The sequence below is a fragment of the Pseudoalteromonas sp. TB51 genome (assembly GCF_000498055.1).
Classification (GTDB): domain Bacteria; phylum Pseudomonadota; class Gammaproteobacteria; order Enterobacterales; family Alteromonadaceae; genus Pseudoalteromonas; species Pseudoalteromonas atlantica.
Window position 1 is genome coordinate 5,960 of the sequence record NZ_AUTO01000080.1, and the last position, 18,256, is coordinate 24,215.

The 18,256-nt window shown below is 40.3% G+C and carries 19 protein-coding genes, 2 tRNA genes and 1 pseudogene (1 of these 22 only partly in view); 6 read left to right on the top strand and 16 right to left on the bottom strand.

Annotation, left to right across the window (positions count from 1 at the left end):
• The 3 genes and pseudogenes from L650_RS0103660 to L650_RS0103670 form a co-directional block, all read right to left on the bottom strand.
• Positions 1-984, bottom strand: a pseudogene (locus L650_RS0103660) (class II fumarate hydratase) (it extends 349 nt beyond the left edge of the window).
• Positions 985-994: 10 nt separating this feature from the next.
• A complete protein-coding gene (locus L650_RS0103665) occupies positions 995-1,360 on the bottom strand; it encodes a hypothetical protein (RefSeq protein ID WP_004589147.1) in 366 nt (121 codons plus the stop codon).
• Positions 1,361-1,461: 101 nt separating this feature from the next.
• On the bottom strand, positions 1,462-1,647 hold the full coding sequence (locus tag L650_RS0103670; protein WP_004589148.1) for a hypothetical protein: 186 nt from the start codon (positions 1,645-1,647) through the stop codon (positions 1,462-1,464).
• Positions 1,648-1,847: 200 nt separating this feature from the next.
• Between L650_RS0103670 and L650_RS0103680 the strand changes: the two genes are divergently transcribed.
• On the top strand, positions 1,848-2,438 hold the full coding sequence (locus L650_RS0103680; RefSeq protein ID WP_029772228.1) for a DUF938 domain-containing protein: 591 nt from the start codon (positions 1,848-1,850) through the stop codon (positions 2,436-2,438).
• On the opposite strand, the gene L650_RS0103685 is transcribed toward L650_RS0103680, so the two are convergent.
• From L650_RS0103685 to L650_RS24240, 6 genes are all read right to left on the bottom strand, one after another.
• Positions 2,415-3,554 (bottom strand): GNAT family N-acetyltransferase, encoded by a 1,140-nt coding sequence (locus tag L650_RS0103685; protein WP_029772229.1) that lies wholly within the window; start codon positions 3,552-3,554, stop codon positions 2,415-2,417. The genes L650_RS0103680 and L650_RS0103685 overlap by 24 nt on opposite strands.
• 86 nt (positions 3,555-3,640) lie before the next feature.
• Positions 3,641-6,361: an ATP-binding protein gene (locus L650_RS0103690; RefSeq protein WP_029772230.1), complete on the bottom strand. Its 2,721-nt coding sequence runs from the start codon at positions 6,359-6,361 to the stop codon at positions 3,641-3,643.
• A 132-nt stretch (positions 6,362-6,493) separates the two neighbouring features.
• Positions 6,494-6,982 carry an RNA-binding protein gene (locus tag L650_RS0103695; RefSeq protein ID WP_029772231.1) on the bottom strand — a complete coding sequence of 163 codons (489 nt, stop codon included), beginning with the start codon at positions 6,980-6,982 and terminating at the stop codon, positions 6,494-6,496.
• A gap of 461 nt (positions 6,983-7,443) precedes the next feature.
• Positions 7,444-7,536 (bottom strand) — tRNA-Ser (locus L650_RS0103700).
• Positions 7,537-7,589: 53 nt separating this feature from the next.
• A tRNA-Ser gene (locus L650_RS0103705) sits at positions 7,590-7,680 on the bottom strand.
• A 220-nt stretch (positions 7,681-7,900) separates the two neighbouring features.
• Positions 7,901-8,041, bottom strand: coding sequence for a hypothetical protein (locus L650_RS24240; protein WP_004589025.1), 141 nt, complete (start codon positions 8,039-8,041; stop codon positions 7,901-7,903).
• Positions 8,042-8,368: 327 nt separating this feature from the next.
• On the opposite strand from L650_RS24240, the gene L650_RS0103720 reads away from it, so the two are divergent.
• Positions 8,369-9,241, top strand: coding sequence for a diacylglycerol/lipid kinase family protein (locus L650_RS0103720; RefSeq protein ID WP_029772232.1), 873 nt, complete (start codon positions 8,369-8,371; stop codon positions 9,239-9,241).
• Positions 9,242-9,277: 36 nt separating this feature from the next.
• On the opposite strand, the gene L650_RS0103725 is transcribed toward L650_RS0103720, so the two are convergent.
• A complete protein-coding gene (locus tag L650_RS0103725; protein ID WP_029772233.1) occupies positions 9,278-10,207 on the bottom strand; it encodes a DMT family transporter in 930 nt (309 codons plus the stop codon).
• A gap of 105 nt (positions 10,208-10,312) precedes the next feature.
• On the opposite strand from L650_RS0103725, the gene L650_RS0103730 reads away from it, so the two are divergent.
• Positions 10,313-11,755 carry a PLP-dependent aminotransferase family protein gene (locus L650_RS0103730; protein ID WP_029772234.1) on the top strand — a complete coding sequence of 481 codons (1,443 nt, stop codon included), beginning with the start codon at positions 10,313-10,315 and terminating at the stop codon, positions 11,753-11,755.
• Between the two features lie 58 nt (positions 11,756-11,813).
• On the opposite strand, the gene L650_RS0103735 is transcribed toward L650_RS0103730, so the two are convergent.
• Positions 11,814-12,608, bottom strand: coding sequence for a YggN family protein (locus L650_RS0103735; protein ID WP_004589021.1), 795 nt, complete (start codon positions 12,606-12,608; stop codon positions 11,814-11,816).
• A 380-nt stretch (positions 12,609-12,988) separates the two neighbouring features.
• Between L650_RS0103735 and L650_RS0103740 the strand changes: the two genes are divergently transcribed.
• Positions 12,989-13,174, top strand: coding sequence for a PA3496 family putative envelope integrity protein (locus L650_RS0103740; protein WP_004589020.1), 186 nt, complete (start codon positions 12,989-12,991; stop codon positions 13,172-13,174).
• 111 nt (positions 13,175-13,285) lie between these two features.
• On the opposite strand, the gene L650_RS0103745 is transcribed toward L650_RS0103740, so the two are convergent.
• The 3 genes from L650_RS0103745 to L650_RS0103755 all read right to left on the bottom strand — a co-directional run bounded on the left by L650_RS0103745 (position 13,286) and on the right by L650_RS0103755 (position 15,163).
• Entirely contained in the window at positions 13,286-13,777 is a 492-nt protein-coding gene (locus L650_RS0103745; RefSeq protein ID WP_029772235.1) for a glutathione peroxidase, read from the bottom strand.
• 385 nt (positions 13,778-14,162) lie between these two features.
• Complete coding sequence (locus L650_RS0103750) at positions 14,163-14,462, bottom strand: AzlD domain-containing protein (protein ID WP_004589018.1); 300 nt, start codon at positions 14,460-14,462, stop codon at positions 14,163-14,165.
• Positions 14,459-15,163, bottom strand: a complete 705-nt coding sequence (locus L650_RS0103755) for an AzlC family ABC transporter permease (protein WP_029772236.1) — start codon at positions 15,161-15,163, stop codon at positions 14,459-14,461. The genes L650_RS0103750 and L650_RS0103755 overlap by 4 nt, the downstream gene beginning before the upstream one ends.
• A 149-nt stretch (positions 15,164-15,312) precedes the next feature.
• Here L650_RS0103755 and L650_RS0103760 point away from each other — a divergent pair, with 149 nt between their 5' ends.
• Complete coding sequence (locus L650_RS0103760) at positions 15,313-15,975, top strand: cytochrome b/b6 domain-containing protein (RefSeq protein WP_024032102.1); 663 nt, start codon at positions 15,313-15,315, stop codon at positions 15,973-15,975.
• Positions 15,976-16,038: 63 nt separating this feature from the next.
• Here the strand turns inward: L650_RS0103760 and L650_RS0103765 are convergent, their stop codons facing one another.
• Both L650_RS0103765 and L650_RS0103770 read right to left on the bottom strand, forming a co-directional pair.
• Entirely contained in the window at positions 16,039-16,491 is a 453-nt protein-coding gene (locus L650_RS0103765; protein WP_024032101.1) for a c-type cytochrome, read from the bottom strand.
• Between the two features lie 93 nt (positions 16,492-16,584).
• Positions 16,585-17,055 carry a DUF2721 domain-containing protein gene (locus L650_RS0103770; RefSeq protein ID WP_029772237.1) on the bottom strand — a complete coding sequence of 157 codons (471 nt, stop codon included), beginning with the start codon at positions 17,053-17,055 and terminating at the stop codon, positions 16,585-16,587.
• A 239-nt stretch (positions 17,056-17,294) separates the two neighbouring features.
• Between L650_RS0103770 and L650_RS0103775 the strand changes: the two genes are divergently transcribed.
• Positions 17,295-18,256: S8 family serine peptidase (locus tag L650_RS0103775; RefSeq protein ID WP_029772238.1), on the top strand; the 962-nt coding region annotated here is incomplete at its 3' end.

Consider the following 18,256-nt stretch of genomic DNA (forward strand, 5'->3'; position numbering starts at 1 on the left):
GGCTGCCGCTTCTGGGATCACCGGGTTTACTTTACCCGGCATAATCGATGAGCCTGGTTGCAGTGCTTCAAGCTCTATTTCGCCAAGCCCGGCAAGTGGGCCTGAGTTCATCCAGCGTAAGTCATTGGCTATTTTCATTTGTGCTACAGCGAGCACTTTTAGCTGACCTGAGAGCGCTACAATGGCATCTTGCGAGCCAATATTGTAAAAAAAGTTACTGCTTGGCTTAAAGCTTATACCCACATTAGCGCTTAAGTTTTTAGCAAACTTTGAGGCAAATTCGCCATCAGCATTAATACCCGTGCCAACAGCTGTCCCGCCTTGGGCAAGCTCACATACTCGCTCTAAGCTATGGCGAATGCCTGAGGCTGCATTATTTACTTGTGATTGCCACGCGCTTAGCGTTTGCTCAAACGTAACGGGCATGGCATCCATTAAATGCGTACGGCCTGTTTTAACTATTTTGCCAACGTCTGCCTTTTTTTGCTCTAAACTCTGCGATAGTTTTTCAAGAGATGGCAGTAATTCATAAACCACGTTAATAGCACTACTTAGTGCAATGGCTGTAGGCACAACATCGTTAGAGCTTTGCCCCATATTTACATCATCGTTGGGGTGAATTGGCTCATTACCAATGCGGGTTGCAAGCGTTGCGATAACTTCATTAGCGTTCATGTTCGAGCTGGTGCCTGAGCCAGTTTGGAAAATATCAACCGGGAAGTGCTCGTAATGCTCGCCATCAATAATTTGTTGGCATGCTTGCTCAATAGCGTTGGCTTTACTTTTACTTAAGTGATTTAGCTCAAAGTTACTTTGTGCTGCTGCTTGTTTAATGTATGCAAACGCTGTTACAAACTGTTTTGGCATAGTTAAGCCGCTAATAGCAAAGTTGTTAACTGCACGCTGGGTTTGCGCTTGGTATAGCGCATCACTAGGGACCTGTAATTCACCCATGCTGTCGGATTCGGTTCTAAAATTGCTCATAAGTCGCTCCTTAAAAAGGGTTAAATTCGTGACTGAGTACGCGAGCTTCGCGCTCAAGTTTTAAAAATTTTTCAGTATCGTTATGTGCATAGTAAAAGCGTTTTAATGCCAATAAGGGTTTATATAATTGCTCAAGGCACTGCTTACGAATGGCATTGTGTATTAGAGGGTCGCACATTTTATTGATAATTTCATGGTGAGTGCGTAATAAATATAACTCTTGTAGTAAGGGGTTACGCTGTTTTTCAAAGCTTTTAGCAACGTTTAAAGCGGTTTCTATGTAGTGAGCTACCACCATAGGCGCATGTAAGCCCGGGCGTAAGCAGTTACAAGCAAGTTCATGATGATAAGGCTGTAATGCCTGAAAGGGAGACATAAAAAAACCGATTTAAGTTAACGATAATAGTTATCATTACATTTAATCGGTTTCAGTGTAAACAGTTATTATAAAAATTATTTGCAGCGTTTAATTGAGTATCAATTATAGCCAAGAATGAATATTTGGTCTGTTTCATGTTTTTTTAGCGCCTGTTGATTTTGGTTACAGTGAGAAAGTAAGTCGATTACAGTGGCTCTACTATCACAGGTGCTACTTGGTTTTTCGGTGCTTTTTTCTGTCACTGAGACCACAGCGTCTACAGCGGTGTAAGGGGGAGTATGCATAATTTTATCCTCGTATTTAATATTGGTAATACACCCTACTTAGGGTTGATTTAATTAAAGCATAATACATACCATCGCCTTATTTTTATTTTAGTGCCATGAATTAACTCACTTTTATAAAGTATCTATAAAACTTTAATTGTTCAGTGCCATTTTTTTGCGTTAATGTTGTGCAATAAGTTTCAATATTGGTGCAGGTCATGATCAAACCTTTCTCACAAGCGTGTGAAAACAATAAGGGTCCTATTTTAGAAGTGCTTAAAACGGCTTTTAATAAGACAAAATCGGTACTCGAAGTAGGCTCGGGTACGGGGCAGCATAGTGTGTTTTTTGCTGAGCAATTACCGCATTTACAGTGGTATACAAGTGATCGCCGTATAAACCATGAGGGCATAAATTTATGGCTTAAGGAGGCAAATTTAACTAATTTACACGGCCCTCTTGAACTTGATTTGAACTATGCATGGCCGGTAAATAACGTAGATGCCATTTACACAGCAAATACGTTTCATATTGTAAGTTGGCAGTTGGTTGAGCAATTTTTTAAAGGGGTTTCAACGCACTTAGCAAGCCAAGGTGTAGTGTGTATTTATGGCCCTTTCAAATACCAAGGGCAGTTTACAAGTGCAAGCAATAAAGAGTTCGATCGCTTTTTAACACAGCGTGACCCATTTAGCGGCATTCGTGATTTTGAGGCCATAGAGCAATTAGCAACACAAGCAGGCCTTACACTCATAAGTGATACAGCTATGCCAGCTAACAATCAGTTATTGGTTTTTAAACGGCAGTAAATCAGCGCACTGCGTTTTATAAATTGTCATATGTTGGCGTTCTCGCTTTAGGTAGTCGTTTATTGCTGCTCTAAAGTCGGGTTCAACAATATAGTGGCTAGAGTAGGTAAAAACAGGCTCAAACCCACGAGGTATCTTATGCTCACCTTGAGCGCCGGAGTGAAAGCAATGTAAGTTATGCTTAATCGCAAATTCAATCCCTTGGTAGTAACACAGCTCAAAATGAAGAGAGTCTATTTCTTCACTGGCGCCCCAATAGCGGCCATATAAGGTGTTTTCACCTTGTAAGCTTAGAGTTGCTGCCACTATTTTGTTGTCTTTTTTGGCAAGCATAATAATTAGCTGATCGCCCATTAGTGCCTGTAATAAAGTAAAAAACTCAATATTTAAATACCCTAAATGCCCAGAACGTTTTAAATAAGTACGCTGATAAAACTCACAAAATAGCTGCATTGTTTCAGGGCTGAGGTGCGAGCCTTGCAGCCATTCAATGGTAATATTTTGCTGTGCTATTTTAGCTCGCTCTTTTTTTAGCGTTTTTCGTTTGCGTGCGGTGAGTGTATTTAAAAAATCGTCAAAGGTTTTAAAGCCTTTATTAAACCATTGAAACTGTACGCCTACGCGCTGCATTATATCGTCAGTACACAGGGCTTGAGCTTGAACCTTTGGGCAAAAGTTAACATGCCAGCCAGACCAACCTTGTTCCACACTCGTTAAATTTAATTGCTTTTTTATGTACTCGTATACGCTTTGTGTATTCGTATGTGCAATGGCAATACGCTGGCCTTCAATGGGGCTAAAAGGCACACCACTTAGCCATTTAGGGTAATAGGCTAATCCGTGTTGCTCGTAGGCTTCTGCCCATGCCCAATCAAAAACATACTCTCCGTAAGAGTGGCTTTTTAAATACCCAGGAGCGAGTGCGACTAATTTATCAGCTTCATAAACCGCTAAGTGCTGAGGCTGCCAGCCTGTCTCTTTATTTACACAGTGGCTTTGCTCTAATGCATATAAAAATGCATGGCGGGTAAAAGGTTCATTACCGAATAAACGAGTCCATTCGTGTACGTCTATTTGGTTAATATCACTAAACCATTGGTGGGTAAAAGTGGCCATTACTGCTTACCTTGGGCTGCTTTATCGTGGGTGGTGGCGTTTTAAACTAAGTTAACACAAGTGCATTTATTTAGCGCATTATTGTATTAGGGCTCTTCAATTTCGGCATATTGGGCTAAGCACGCGGTTAGCTTAACCAGTTCTAGCGGTTTTGCAAGATGCTGATTAAAACCAACGGCTTGAGCATGGGCTTTATCCTCAGGCATAACATCGGCGGTCAGCGCAATAATGGGCAACTCTACCTCACTTTTAAATTGCCTAATTAGGGCGGTGGCTCTGTAACCATCCATTATTGGCATTTGGCAGTCCATTAAAATTAAGTCAAAGTGTTGCTCTTTTGCTATATCTACTGCCGCTTCACCATTTTCGACAAGATGGGCAACAATACCTAATGAGCCTAGCATGGCTTTAATTACCATTTGGTTTACGGGGTTATCTTCTGCTACTAGCACTTTTAAGGCCGCCAATTTAGTACCCGAGTATACAAGCTCGGCTTGCTCTTGTACTGGGCTGGTGCGAAGCTCAACGTCAAATTTAAACGTAGAGCCAACGTTTGGTTCGCTCTGTAATGTGACGTTACCGCCCATTAATTTACTGAGCTCTTTTACGACAGTTAAGCCCAGGCCTGTGCCACCGTATCGCCTTGATGTTGAGTCGTCTGCTTGGGTAAAGGCACTAAATAGCTTGGACTGCTGGGTAGGCTTTATGCCAATACCCGTATCTGTAACGGTTACGGTAATTTTAACTTTGTCAGTACTGATAAACTCTCCGCCAAAGTCTACATTTACTTTGCCTTGCTCTGTAAATTTTATTGCGTTGCTGCAAAGGTTTAGCACTACTTGCTCAAAGCGTAAAGGGTCGCCTACATACCAAGTATCTACCGGAAGATGACTGCTAACCTGCCAGCCAATGCCTTTATTGGCTGCACTGGCCTCAAACATTGTGTTAATACGCTTTATAATTGCATGAAGGTCAAACGCTGTGCTTTCTAGCTTAAGCTTATGTGATTCAATTTTTGAAATATCAAGTATGTCGTTAATCAGGTTTAGTAAGCTTTTAGATGAAGAGTTTATTTTGTCTAAGTAACCAATAAGAGTGTGTGCGTTGTCTTCTTTGCGCGCTAATGATGAAAAGCCAATAACTGCATTTAATGGTGTGCGTATTTCATGGCTCATATTGGCTAAAAATCGGCTTTTAGCCTGATTAGCTAAGTCAGATTGCTTTTTAGCTTGCGCAAGCGAATGGGTGCGCTCTGCGACTTTTCGGGTAAGGGCAATTTGTTGCTGATTAAAAAGCAGTAAAACAATTAAAATTAAAGCGCATACCACCAATTGCAAGGCCATTAAATACAGTGTTAATTGGTTATTATGGGGGGCAAGGTATTTTTCTTTTAAGGCTAAATGTGCATTCCATATTTGCCCACCAAAGCTGAGTTTTAGTTTCATAACACGGCTGCCCTGAGCAATATTTAAACTTTTGCCGTAGTTACTATAAAATGCGGGCTTATTTACATCTTCATAGAGCGCAATAGAAAACATCTCTGATTGTTGCTCGTTAATCGCTTGCTCAATAATATTACGCACTAAAAACACACCTGTTGCGTACCCCTTTATAATAGCTTTTTGCTGTTGTTGTTCGTACACGGGGGCAAATAGCAGATAGGCAGGCTCAGGCTCAGCTGTTTGCACTAACTGAATAATTTTAGTGCTGACTGGCTGATACCTAATTGCAGGGTTTACTAGCGATGCTTTTCTGTCTGGGTTTGAATACACATTAAAACCAACCGCTTTTTGGTTGCCATTAAAAGGAGCAATGTATTTAACGATGACCATAGGATCGTCTGGCTCAAGGGGCTCGCCGACAATTTCAAAGTCTAGGTGGTATATATCGGCAACTTCTTGGGTAAACGAAGCTCGCTCACTTTGCGCTATTTTTTGATTCCACGAAAGCGCTTTAATAAACGAATGCTGTGCCAGTAACTCGCTGGCGTAGGCGTAAAAGTCTTGTTGGTTTAAATCAGGGTTAGATTGTACTTGGCTGGCTAAGCTTTGCACCGCTATTAAACTTTGGTTGATGTAGCGATATAAGCTATTTTCAATAATGTGAGCTTCTCGCTCGGCGACTTTAACGGTATTTTGTCTGTTTTCTTGGTTATAAAGCTGAGTAGTTACTGCAACAGATACAAATAAAATACTACATACCGCTAACGTAGGCAGCGGCGATATAGGCCTATTTTGCCCCTTAAACTGAGTAAGCACCAATAGCAGAGGAGTGGCAATAATTACGCCTAATGAGTCTCCTAGCCACCAAAATAACACATTTTGCCAATGATCTTTAATATCGTATGCGGAGTTAAATTGGCTCAGCGCAAAAACCCCAAAATTTGCTGAAATTAAACTAACCGCAATGCCCACAACAAAAATAAAATAAATGATACTTGCGCGTTTTTTAAAATACAGCGGGTGTCCAAGCCAATATTTAAGTAAACCAGCCCCCACCATTGCCTGCAATACAATGCCAATAGCAATATACATGGCTTGGCTGAAGGTATTGCCAACCAACACCATATCGTGAGCTGTGCTGTCAAAAATATTAAAGTTAAAAGCAAAGGCTGCTATAAAAAGCGCTGGAATGAAGCGCCACCACCACATATAGCATCCAACTAAGGCAATGCCTGCAGGCAACCATACCGGGATAATTTGAGTATTAAAGGCGAGTTTAGTGAGTGAAATACCAATTAAAAAGTACGCTAATGAAAAAATTATGTAAAAGATAACTGAATGATATTTTGAGTTAAAATTTTTCACATAGCTCCCTGACTTTTTAAAAGTACTTAATTTTAAATATCAGTATAGCGAACAGTATGTTATTTGCGGTATTTTTTAATATATGTTGTAAAAAGTGTACCTTGCGCAACCTGTAAACTGCTTATTTAGCAGTTAAGGTTGTTTGCTCAGCTGCTGTTTTTGCTGCTGTAAAATAGAGATTTGTTGCTCTACTGCGCTAATTAAGGCGTTATAGCGTTTTTGAATCGCCGTAGTTTTAGTGGCTATCGCATCGGCTATTGATTCGGCGCCCATTCTATTAGCTTGATCTTGAGTAACATAGCTGGCTTGTTGTTTGGCGTCGGCTAAGTCTTCTTTATAGTTTTTGATAGTAAGCTGGTGGCGTTTAATTTCACGATCAATTTTTTTAATCTCAATGTAGTTATCTACAGAGGCACCAGGCATTGCGGGTGAGTTTGCATTATTGCCGTACTTATCGGCAACTAGTGGCTGTTTTAGCTTAATAACTTCTGCATTGTCAGCACAGGGTGTTTGGCTAAATGTAGCGACTCCTTTAATTGTGCATTTATAAACCGTAATGTCTTGGGCTGCGTGTGTACTTAAAGCCACAAGGCCTATTAAAGGTGCAATTAAACGAAACATAATTAAACTTACGTTAGTGGAGTTGTTATTAATAATGCCGTAACTACCCAGTGTATTCAATGTGTTTTGATTCACCTCTTTTAATAAGAAATGGTGGAGAAGAAGAGATTAGCTTAATTACATCCATGTAATTAATTGCTTCGCAACGCCTGCGGCGGCTTAAAGTGTTCCAGACATTTTATCGAACCCTAGCGAGGATTCTCACCCTCCTTGGATACATTGGTTGTTAAATTTTAGGCACAAAAGAACCGCAACTAAGCGGTTTTTAATAAGAAATGGTGGAGAAGGAGGGATTAGCTTAATTACATCCATGTAATTAATTGCTTTGCAACGCCTGCGGCGGCTTAAAGTGTTCCAGACATTTTATCGAACCCTAGCGAGGACTCTCACCCTCCTTGGATACATGGGTTGTTAAATTTCAGGCACAAAAAAACCGCAACTAAGCGGTTTTTAATAAGAAATGGTGGAGAAGGAGGGATTCGAACCCTCGATAGAGCTACAAACTCTATACTCCCTTAGCAGGGGAGCTCCTTCGGCCACTCGGACACCTCTCCAACGCATAACAGATTGTATTAACGGTAGTTTATTCATACCATTAATTAAATAGTGGTGGAGAGATAGGGATTTGAACCCTAGATAGGCTACAAACCTATGCCGGTTTTCAAGACCGGTGCATTCGACCACTCTGCCATCTCTCCGTGACGCAGAATAATACTTAGGTGATACCGTCGTGTAAATAGCAAATAAACTGTTTGCTTAAAAAGTAGGCGTAATTGCGGTTTTTTTTGTAAATAGAGGGAAATTAGAAGGATTTAAACTAAAAATTAAAGGGTGGCAGCAAACTAAGGGAGCTAAAGAAGCGCTTTCAATAGTGGTTAGTTGTTTACTGCCCCTGCTTAATAATCATAACAAGATTGATTATTTGTATTGCGCGGCGCTGTTTAATGCTAACTTTTTGCCCATACGGTTTAATTTAGCAAGCATTTTAGCTTTACGGTTAGTTGGTTTTACGCCAACGTGGGCTGCTGCATTTTGGTTTAGGGTGTTTATTGGGTTCATGTCTTTGCTCCAAGGTGTATGTGTTTAAATCGCGAGCATTTTGACTCTTTTTTGTTTAAAAATACAACAATATAAACTAAGGCTTGGCTATTAGTTATTTTTATCTGAATTTGCATTGTTTTGTTTTTAATTAAAACTAATAAGTGCCCATTTTGCATAGTTATTTAATCAGGGGAACTAAGTTTTAATTTGTTTTATAAGTGTTTTTTGTATTTTTTAATGTTTTTAGTAAATTTTTACGCACTTTTATGATTAATTATTCAGATAAATTAATTTTAACTTAATTCTTATTTATGCTGGTGTGCTGGCTAATAGGAGATAAATTACTTGCAGTTGTTAATAATAGTTAAACCGAGCGTAAAAAGTGTGGTGTTAGATCACCTCGATTGGCTTAAAAAAACATGCCAGAAGAAAAATATTCTCTATATTACGGTTAAAACGACAGGTAATTTTGAGTACGACTTAGCAAACGTTAAATTGAATGCACAAAAAAGCCAAATAGCAGTGGCTATTGGAGGCGATGGCACGCTTAATTTGGCACTTAATGGCGTGATTAACAGTGCATGTAGTTTGGCAATATTACCTTGTGGTACGGGCAACGATTTTGCGCGTCGCTTTCATTGCACAGCTAAACAGTGGCAAAACGCTATTTTTAATGCCCCCACACACTTAATTGATGTAGGTAAAATTAATACTCGTTACTTTATTAATGTGGCTGGTGTTGGTTTTGATGCTCATGTAATTAAGCAGTTGGGTCATTTACAAAGCATGTCAGCTTGGCGCTATAAGTGGACGAGTTTTAAATCGCTCTTTACTTACAAAGCAAGCACACTAAATGGAGCATTTTTAAATAAGCAATGTAACTATCAAAATTTAATAACTGTATTTGCGAACTCTCAGTATTTTGGTGGCGGCATTAAAATAGCACCTAGGGCTAAAATTGATGATGGACTGCTTGATTGCTACCAAATGCAAGCGGGTAGTCTTGTTGATCATTTATATAGCTTTATTAAATTAATTTTTAAGCGCCACCATACTTTAAAAAAGCTTACTTATAGCCAACTCAAACAGGCGCGTATTAATACTAGAGATTTATTAATTGAGGCCGATGGCGAGCTAGTAGGTGTTACGCCCGCGGTTATTGCTATCCAGGAGCAGGCTATTAATTTTCATATACCAATAAAAAAGCGCCTACAGTAGGGTAGGCGCTTTTGTGTTAGTGCGTTAAAAACGCCTCTAACTGGGGACGGAGCCATTTTTAGCAACGCTGCGGCTTGCTAAAAAGGCGTTAATTCTTTTTGTGGGGGTAAGTACAATTGCATTACCCAGTAGTACTAAACTAAAGCCGGCAAAGGTGTTTGCATGCCATTCAAAGCCTTTAAAAAAGCTGCTTAATGCAACGGCCACTAACGGAAACAGCACTATGGCGTAGCTTGCCTTTTCGGGGCCAATGTTTTTTAACAAGGCAAAATAGCAGCCAAACGCAATCACAGTGCCAAAAACCGATAAATACAACAGCGACAGCCAATAGCTGGTAGGGGCACTAAAACTGATCGTTATACCATTTATTAATACATAAACGGCTAAACCTACTGCGCTATATAACATGCCCCATGCGTTACCCTGCAGCACACCTATTTGACGATTAGAATTACGTACACTAATCATATTGCCCAATGAAGCCACAAAGGTACCCCCAAGGGCAAGTAGTAACCCGACCAACGCCCCATTACTCAAGTCGAATTGCTGTAAATGCGGCCAAAACAGACAAATAATACCCACCACGCCGATTAGCGCGCCGCAGTAAATACGTCTGGCAATGGGCTTTGCAAAAAATAAACGGGTGTTGACTATGTTCATTATTAGCAACATTGAAAATGCAATAGAGGCCATTGCCGATGAGAGGTAGTTTTGTGCCCAATACAAAAGCAAATAATTTAAGCCAAAGTTAGAAATGGCCAATAAAGCAAAAAAGCCATGATCGATTAACGAAAATCGCATATTAGGCTTTTTGTAGGCCACAAATAGCCACATACATGCAGCTGCTATGGCAAAGCGATAAAACAAAGAAAGCTCCACAGCAATATCGCCTAGCTGAAACGAAATCGCGAGCCACGTAGAGCCCCAAATTAACACTGTTGTGAGATATAGCGCTGCGCTTTTCATGGCAAACCTCTAAAAAACCGATTGAGTGGTTATTTTAGAGTCTATCTGTATACTTACCATATACAGAAAAGTATAAATGTAACCTATACAGATTTGAGGCGAGATATGCAGCCAGCTGCCAATAAGCAAAAAGCCGAGTTTTTATACCAACAAGTTATTGAGCTAATTAAAGACATGCAAGCGCAAAAGGTATTACTACCAGGGGAAAAGCTTCCTTCGCTTCGTAAAATGGCCAGTAACTTAAATATTAGCATTCCGACGGTTAAGCAAGCGTATCAAGCGTTAGAAGATCAAGGGGTAGTAGAGGCACGTGAAAAATCGGGCTACTTTTTAACGGTGCTTAATACGGTTTACAGTCTGCCAAAGCGTGTAAAACTAAGCCGTGAGCCTGTCACTGTAAATAAACAAGCATTAATAGAGCAGGTATACAGCGCTATTCATCAACCTAATGTAATTGCCTTTGGTATTGCCAATCCCGTTGCTGCCGCGCCTACCGATAAAGCTTTAGCCCGTACCATGCGTCGGGTTATGACAATTGCTGGGGCGAGTGTTATTAATTATGGCCCTATTGATGGTTTTGCTGCGCTTAAAAAGCAATTAGTGCATAGATACTTAGGCTTTGGTATTGGTGTAAATATAGATGAACTGGTGATCACCAATGGCGCGCAAGAGGCGCTGGCTATCGCACTTAAGTGTGTTACTAAGCCCGGCGATGTGGTTGCAATTGAAACCCCGTGTTATCACGGCATTATTGAACTAATAGAGAGCTTAGGATTAAAGGCGCTTGAAATTCCGCTATGCCCCGACAATGGTATTTGGCTTAACGACTTAGCTCAAGCGCTTGAGCAACATGATATAAAAGCATGCTTATTTTCGACCGCAATAAATAACCCGGTTGGCAGCTTTATGAGCGATGAAAGCCGCATGCAAATGGTGGACTTAATAGAGTCACATAATGTTGTTCTTATAGAAGATGATGTGTACGGTGATCTGCACTTTACTGCCAAGCGTGGCACGCCCGCTTTAGCGTATTCAAAAAAGGGGCTTGTGATCAGCTGCGCCTCGTTTTCAAAAACGGCTGCGCCAAGTTATCGAGTTGGTTGGTTAATAGCTGGCAAGTTTGCTGGACAAGCGCGCCGGCATAAGCGTGCATTAAGTTGCTCTGCCTCACTAATAAATCAGTGGACGCTTTCTGAGTTTATTGCCAGTGGTGAGTATGACCGTAATTTAAAAGTACTTAGGCAGCGCTTACGTAATAACAAAGAGCGCATGCGGTGGTGCTTATTAAACGCGATGCCTAAAAATACGCGTATTAGTGACCCTAAAGGTGGGTGTGTTATTTGGCTTGATTTAGGCCAAGGGGTAGACAGTCAAAAGTTATTTTTACTGGCGCTAGAAGCTGGTATTAGCATAACCCCCGGACTTATTTTTTCAGCAAGTAATAAGTATAAAAGCTGTATTAGGCTAAGTTACGGGGTGCAGTGGAGCGAAAAAATAGAGCAGGCTATTACCACGTTAGGTGCGCTGGCTCACACGCTAAAAGAATAAAAAAGCAGCACCTAATATACAAGTGCTGCTAAAGGGATGTTAAATACGGTGCGGTGTATTAATTTTGTTTAATGGTAAATAACTCGTAGCCTTTTAGCTGCGGTAACTGCGCTACTAATTGCTCTTCTTGCTGTGCTATGTTGGCAAAGCTGTCGCATAAAGAGTTGGCACGCTTTTCAAGCGCACTGGCATGCAGTTCTACTTTTTCTTCTATTTGCGCGCCCATATTTTCCATGCGTTGCTCAAATGCATCCATATCTCCACCCGAACCAAGCAGCTCAGAGCCTAAAGCAACTAAAATACTGCCCATTGATTGCATAACGGCAGACTCAACCACGGTTTCTATTTGCTCCTCAAATTGGTGTTCAAAGTTTTCACCAAATTGATTAAAGCTTTGTTGGCCCATTACAAACGTACCTTGTTGATAAAAGGTGTTTTCTACTTCAAGTCTTATATCGTCCATCAGGCCAGATAAGTCATCAAGGCCATCAATATTAAATGCGTTGGCTACTTCCTCTAATGCTACACCGGCTATTTTTACTCCGTCTAGGGCAATATTAGCGACCTCAGGTAGCTGCGTACGTAAGTTGTCTGAATACTGGGTAAGCGCTTGGCGCTGCTCGCTGTTAATGGATACTTGTTCGCCATTTATAGTTAAGTTGCCATTGCTGTTAAAGCGCATGAATTGATTAGATGCGGTAAAAATTTCTAATTCGCTAGGTTTAATGCGTACATCGTTTTTAAACTCTACATTGCACTGTTCATTGCTAAACGAAATACCCGCATTGTTATCGTTATGTGCCATTGCAGCGGGTGTACAAATTAAAGCGCTTACTAATAGTAAATTTTTCATGTTTATTCTCTAATAATTGTTGATGACAGCTAAGTATTAACAAGTTTGGTGCCATTATTTATTTTTATTTTAAAACAGTAGGTTATGAAATTTGTGTGTTTTTAATGATTTTTAATTTTAATAAATAAACTACTTTTTAGTCAAAAACACTAAAAATAAATAAATGATAAATTTTATTTGTCGAAACGATAAAAAACTCTCACTTTCCACTTTATTAATTTAGCGCTATTTATTCACAATATTGACATGAAGGCTATTTACGATAGTCACGTGGCTTTATTTTGGTGCTAATTTGTTCGTATTTTAGCGCTAAACATTTTTTAATTTACCAAGTGCAGGAATAAACCTGAGTTGGTCTCAAACACTTTATGGAGTGGGTTGTGGGTAAGACATTTAGTTACGATGCGCTAGATGATGATTTTGTTGAAGACGAGTACGAAATGGTCGGGCGTAATCAGCATGACAAAAAAAAGCAAAAGGTGAAAAAGAAGTTGGAAGATTACCTTGAGCAAAAACGTTTGCGTAAAAATCTAGGTGAAGACGACTTAAACGATTACATAGACTAAATTGTGCTAGCTAAAATAATGCGCCTTTTTATTAGGGTTTGAATGTGCGTTTACGCATGTTTAAAGGCTAAACATTGGCAATAAAGAGGCTTTATGCCTCTTTATTACTTATTATGTACTAAATTTAGCGAGTGCTTGTTGAATAGTGGTTTCTAGCTTTTCTGGTTTTGTAAAAGGCGCATAGCGCTTGATAGGTGTGCCATCGGGCGCTACCAAAAACTTAGTGAAGTTCCACTTTATTTTGCGTGTTAAAAAGCCGGGTAAGGCCGATTTTAAATACCTAAATACAGGGTGGGCGTGACGACCGTTTACATCCACCTTAGCGGCCATTAAAAAGCTTACCCCGTAATTAATTAAACAGCCTTGTTGTATTTGCGTCGCGTCGCCTGGCTCTTGCTGACCAAATTGATTACATGGAAAACCAATAATAACCAATCCGTTTTTCGCGTACTTACTATGAAGAGTTTGTAGCGACTCGTACTGCTTAGTAAAACCACATTCACTTGCGGTATTAACAATAAGCACAACCTTGCCTTCAAAGTCGCTAAAATTAATTGTTTTACCGTCTAACGCAGTAGCCGTTAATTGATGAAATTCATGCATGATGGGTGCTTTTTTATTGTTGTTAGCTACATTCTACCCGCTGTAGCGCGTTACTAAAAGTATAAAATTTAGGCTTGTTAATACCGCGCTTAACTATGCGCTAATGGGTTGGCTGTTATTTAGGGCGTGTTGAACTTTGCGGCTTGAAATTTGTTCAACCTAGGGGCGATCAAATCGCGGCGCGAGGTTTGTAACCTAGTGGGCTAAGTAAAAACCGAGCAACAAAGAGTTTATCGCCCCTAGGCAGAACCCAAAGGGCAGCGCATGTTTGGCATTTATGCTACGTTATCGCCTATTTATGGGGAATAACCACACTTCACAGGCTCTGCCTTGCCTAAAAACCAAACATACTGCTGCAAATTCAAACGCCAAAGGTCAACACGCCCTAGTTTAAAATTAAAAATAACCCCATACTGGCAAGCGTTGTGTAATAAATATTATGTGTTTTATAGGCAACAATAATGGCAACGATAGCTGCGCTTAAATAAGGGTTGTGCCAGTTTAGGTTGAGCCCGTCTTCATTTATAAAAATAATGGGTACCCAAATAGCGGTTAGTACAGCGGGTGCGCTAAAGCTTAAAAACTGCTGCATTTTAGGGCCCACTTTAAAACCAAGGCGTTGATGTAAAAATAAGTAACGAGTAAAAAAGGTAATACACGCCATTAATAATATAGTGAGCATCATAACGGGCTGTCCTTTTTTTGTGTAAGCCTTGCAGTAAAGTAGCCTGCACTCATTGCAAGTAGAGCAGCACAAACCAACCACAACTCAAACCCCGTGCTTTTTAAAACTGTGGCGCTAATACCCGCAACAATCACTGTAACCAGCGAGGCTAAATTTTTTATGCCCGGTACCACAAGCGCAATAAATGTAGCTGCAATAGCAAAGTCGAGCCCTAAATTTGTTAAATCAGGGAGCACACTTCCTGCAACTATGCCTATGAGTGTCCAAAGGTTCCATGCAATATAAAAACTAAAACCCGCGCTTAAAGCATATATTAGGCGCGCTTTTGTTTTATAGGCTTTGCGGTGATGCGAAAAGGCAAACAGCTCGTCGGTTAGTACAAAACTTATTGGTAAGCGCCACCGAAATGGCTGTGAAATAACTTTATGGCGTACGGCTAAACCGTATAAAAAATGCCGAGAGCTAATAATAAATGTGGTAAATAAAATAGTCAGTAAAGGGGTGTTACCGGCCATTAGTTCAATTGCAACTAATTGTGCAGAACCCGCGAATACAAGTAATGACATTGCTTGTGTTTCAAAGGCACTAAAGCCATTTTGAATCGCTAAAGAGCCACATAATATTCCCCAAGGAACGACCGCCAGGCAAAGCGGGAGCATATCAAAAAAACCTTTTAATACTGCGCGTTTAGTTATATTCATTAATACAAGTAAGTAATAAGTTTGTGCGTTTAGTGTGCCATAAATAGCGCTTTATGTAATATCATTAATGCAGCGGTAGTAAAACTTTGGAATAATGGCTTTAGTATCAAAATAATGTGCCAGAGCCTGGCAACAAGTTGAGGATGTATATGCAAAGTATAAAAGTATGGGATGGCTTTATAAGAAGCTTTCATTGGTTGTTAGTGATTAATATTGCTGTGCTTTACTTTAGCATTGACGAGGGCATGATTGAGCTTCATTTTGTGGCTGGCTTTTTCGCAATCGCATTAATAGTGACCCGTTTAGTTTGGGGGCTGGTGGGCAGTAAAACGGCAAAGTTAAGCGCGTTACTGCACTCGCCAATAGCAGTATTTAAAGAGTTTAAAAACCCCATTAAAGGGGTGGGTCATTCGGCGCCAGGTAGCTACATGGTTTTGTTGTTTTTTGTACTTATTATAGTGCAGTTAGTGACCGGGCTAATGAGCAGTGATGGCATTTTGACTGATGGGCCTTTGGTTGAGTATGTGTCGAGCTCAACGGTTGATTTTGCAAATTGGCTGCACCGCCTTAATTTCGATATTTTATTTTATGCCATTTGCCTGCATGTTACTGCCATTGTTGTGTATAAAATAAAAGGAAAACCACTTGTCAAAGCAATGATCACCGGTAAACAGGCTAACAGCGAGCAAGCCACTCAAACTAATATAGATAACACGAAAGCTCCTTGGTTGGCGTGGGCTATTTTTGTTGGATTGTTAGTGCTACTGGCAGTTACGTGGGGCAAAGAACCACTTAGTTATTTGCTAAGTTAATAGCTAACAAAAAACAAAACGGCGCATAAAGCGCCGTTTTAGTGTGCATTGTTTTAATTGTAATTAGTCTTTAAATTGCTTGTGGCAATCTTTACAGCCTTTGGCCCATGCGCCAAATGCTTTACCAATTACCGCCTTATCGCCAGATTGGGCTGCTAAAGCTAGCTTATCTGCATTGGCAGCAAAGGCATTGGCTTTTTTAACAAAGGTTGCATTATCAGACCATACATCAGCTAATGCTGCTGTATCACCTTTATCAGTGCCTTCGTAAAACGCTTCCCATGGCATTTTAGAAAGGGCTGCTGCGTTATTAGCGCGCATTTTAAATTGCTCTGCATCAAAAGGAATCTTACCTTTTAGCATTGCGCCCATATCGCTAATTTGCACTGAAATCATAGAAAACGCAGCTTGACGGTATTCAATAGCATCACTTGGCTCTTTAAATGCAGTATTTGCAGATACGCTAAGTGTACACGTTGCTAAAGCAACCCCTGCTAAAAATTGTTTTAATTTCATGTTTATTAATCCTTATATTTTATTTCTCGACGAGTGTTTTTGTATCTTAGCCTCTGCTTTTATTCAAGCGAATAGAGCAAAATTAATTATAAGTTAATCGTTTAAATCTATATCAGCGAATATCATCCCTCGGCGCATACTGCGGGTGGCCAAAAATACTTCACCAAGTAGCGACATAAAACCACATATTAATAAGGCCATTGCAGCCACAAAGCAGCTGGCAATTGTTACCCCTAAATTAATAGACTGAATGTGTGATAAGAATAACAGCATAACCACAGCGCATACTAGCAGGGCGCTAAGCACACTCATACTAAAAGCAATATGAATACATCGAGAGCGCTTTAACAGGGCTCGCAGCTCTGTGGCCAGGGTTTTATTAAAGTCTTCATCGGTGCTTACCTTGAGTTTTCGCTCAAGTTGTCGCGCACGGTCAGTAATGCGAGCTAAACGATTAGATAAAACCCCGAGCGTGGCAGCAATACCCGTAATTAAAAAGACAGGGGCGACGGCAGTCTGAATTACTTTAGCCATGGTTAAAATATTTATAACGTCGTTACTCATTTATTTTCCATAGAGGAGTTAGGGTTTGTTTACAGTGGTTTACAAATATAAATAAATGTAAAAGAACTTAATATACAGTATGTTGAGTGCTAAAAAGAGTGCTTAGGCACGTCTGGTTGTAACTTACTTGTAATATCGTTGTTGCTAGCATAGGTGCTGAAGTTTTATATTAAAATCACAATTCTAATAATATTGAATTGAGTAAATACAATAATATAAAACTCACTCCAGGGGAAATAATGTCTAATATAACACTGAAAAGAACCGCTATTTCATCAGCTATAGGTTTAGCTATGATGTCATACGGTGCAGCCGCCGCACCTGATTTATCTAAAGGATATGTCCCAGAAACATCAAGTGTAAAAACATACTCTCAAGATAAAACCATTTCTACTAAAGCACGCTATATTATCCAGCTTGAAGACGAGCCGCTAGCAACCTACAAAGGCGGCATTGCAGGGCTTGAAGCAACCTCTGCAGCAGTAACTGGGGATAGTAAAGTTAATCTATCTTCAGCACCTGCGTTAAAGTACAGCAGCTACTTAAAAGCAAAACAAAAAAGTGTAGCGCAAGTAGCCGCATCTGTTAGTGGTGGCTCAGTTTCACATTCATTTAGTACGTTATTCAACGGTATCGTGGTAGAAGGTGAGCAAGGTCAACGTGAAAAACTCGCTAAACTTGCGGGTGTGAAAAAAGTATTTTTAGATACTGAGTACCACACATTAATGGATGCTTCTATTGATGTGATTAGAGGCGTTGAGGCATGGCAGGCGCTTGGTGGTCAATCAGAAGCTGGTAAAGGGGTTAAAGTTGCTATTATTGACTCGGGTATCCGCCCAGAAAACCCTATGTTTTCAGATGTGGGTTTCGTAGCTGCAGAATTTAGTGAAGAAGAAGCGGCTTACATCGCAGAAAATCCTGATTACTGCCGTATTGAGGGTGGTGAAGCTGATTTTTGTAATAATAAATTAATTGTGGCGCGTGCATTTGGTCCAACACCAAGTGATGTTCACCCTGATGAATATATTGGTTCTCCACTCGGTTACGACGGTCACGGAACGCATGTTGCGGGTACAGCTGTAGGTAACCCTATTGAAGTTACCTACCAAGACAATAACGTGTCAATTTCAGGTGTAGCACCAGCTGCACAGTTAATGGCTTATAAAGCGCTTTGGCACACAGCCGATGGACGAGGCAGCGG

What these genes read in the sequence shown, in the direction of transcription:
- L650_RS0103755 (WP_029772236.1), bottom strand. Translation starts at nt 15,163, where the DNA reads ATGAATATAACTAAACGCGCAGTATTAAAAGGTTTTTTTGATATGCTC.
- L650_RS0103685 (WP_029772229.1), bottom strand. Translation starts at nt 3,554, where the DNA reads ATGGCCACTTTTACCCACCAATGGTTTAGTGATATTAACCAAATAGAC.
- L650_RS0103670 (WP_004589148.1), bottom strand. Translation starts at nt 1,647, where the DNA reads ATGCATACTCCCCCTTACACCGCTGTAGACGCTGTGGTCTCAGTGACA.
- L650_RS0103765 (WP_024032101.1), bottom strand. Translation starts at nt 16,491, where the DNA reads ATGAAATTAAAACAATTTTTAGCAGGGGTTGCTTTAGCAACGTGTACA.
- L650_RS0103750 (WP_004589018.1), bottom strand. Translation starts at nt 14,462, where the DNA reads ATGATGCTCACTATATTATTAATGGCGTGTATTACCTTTTTTACTCGT.
- L650_RS0103745 (WP_029772235.1), bottom strand. Translation starts at nt 13,777, where the DNA reads ATGCATGAATTTCATCAATTAACGGCTACTGCGTTAGACGGTAAAACA.
- L650_RS0103695 (WP_029772231.1), bottom strand. Translation starts at nt 6,982, where the DNA reads ATGTTTCGTTTAATTGCACCTTTAATAGGCCTTGTGGCTTTAAGTACA.
- L650_RS0103730 (WP_029772234.1), top strand. Translation starts at nt 10,313, where the DNA reads ATGCAGCCAGCTGCCAATAAGCAAAAAGCCGAGTTTTTATACCAACAA.
- L650_RS0103770 (WP_029772237.1), bottom strand. Translation starts at nt 17,055, where the DNA reads ATGAGTAACGACGTTATAAATATTTTAACCATGGCTAAAGTAATTCAG.
- L650_RS0103735 (WP_004589021.1), bottom strand. Translation starts at nt 12,608, where the DNA reads ATGAAAAATTTACTATTAGTAAGCGCTTTAATTTGTACACCCGCTGCA.
- L650_RS0103665 (WP_004589147.1), bottom strand. Translation starts at nt 1,360, where the DNA reads ATGTCTCCCTTTCAGGCATTACAGCCTTATCATCATGAACTTGCTTGT.
- L650_RS0103725 (WP_029772233.1), bottom strand. Translation starts at nt 10,207, where the DNA reads ATGAAAAGCGCAGCGCTATATCTCACAACAGTGTTAATTTGGGGCTCT.
- L650_RS0103760 (WP_024032102.1), top strand. Translation starts at nt 15,313, where the DNA reads ATGCAAAGTATAAAAGTATGGGATGGCTTTATAAGAAGCTTTCATTGG.
- L650_RS0103680 (WP_029772228.1), top strand. Translation starts at nt 1,848, where the DNA reads ATGATCAAACCTTTCTCACAAGCGTGTGAAAACAATAAGGGTCCTATT.
- L650_RS24240 (WP_004589025.1), bottom strand. Translation starts at nt 8,041, where the DNA reads ATGAACCCAATAAACACCCTAAACCAAAATGCAGCAGCCCACGTTGGC.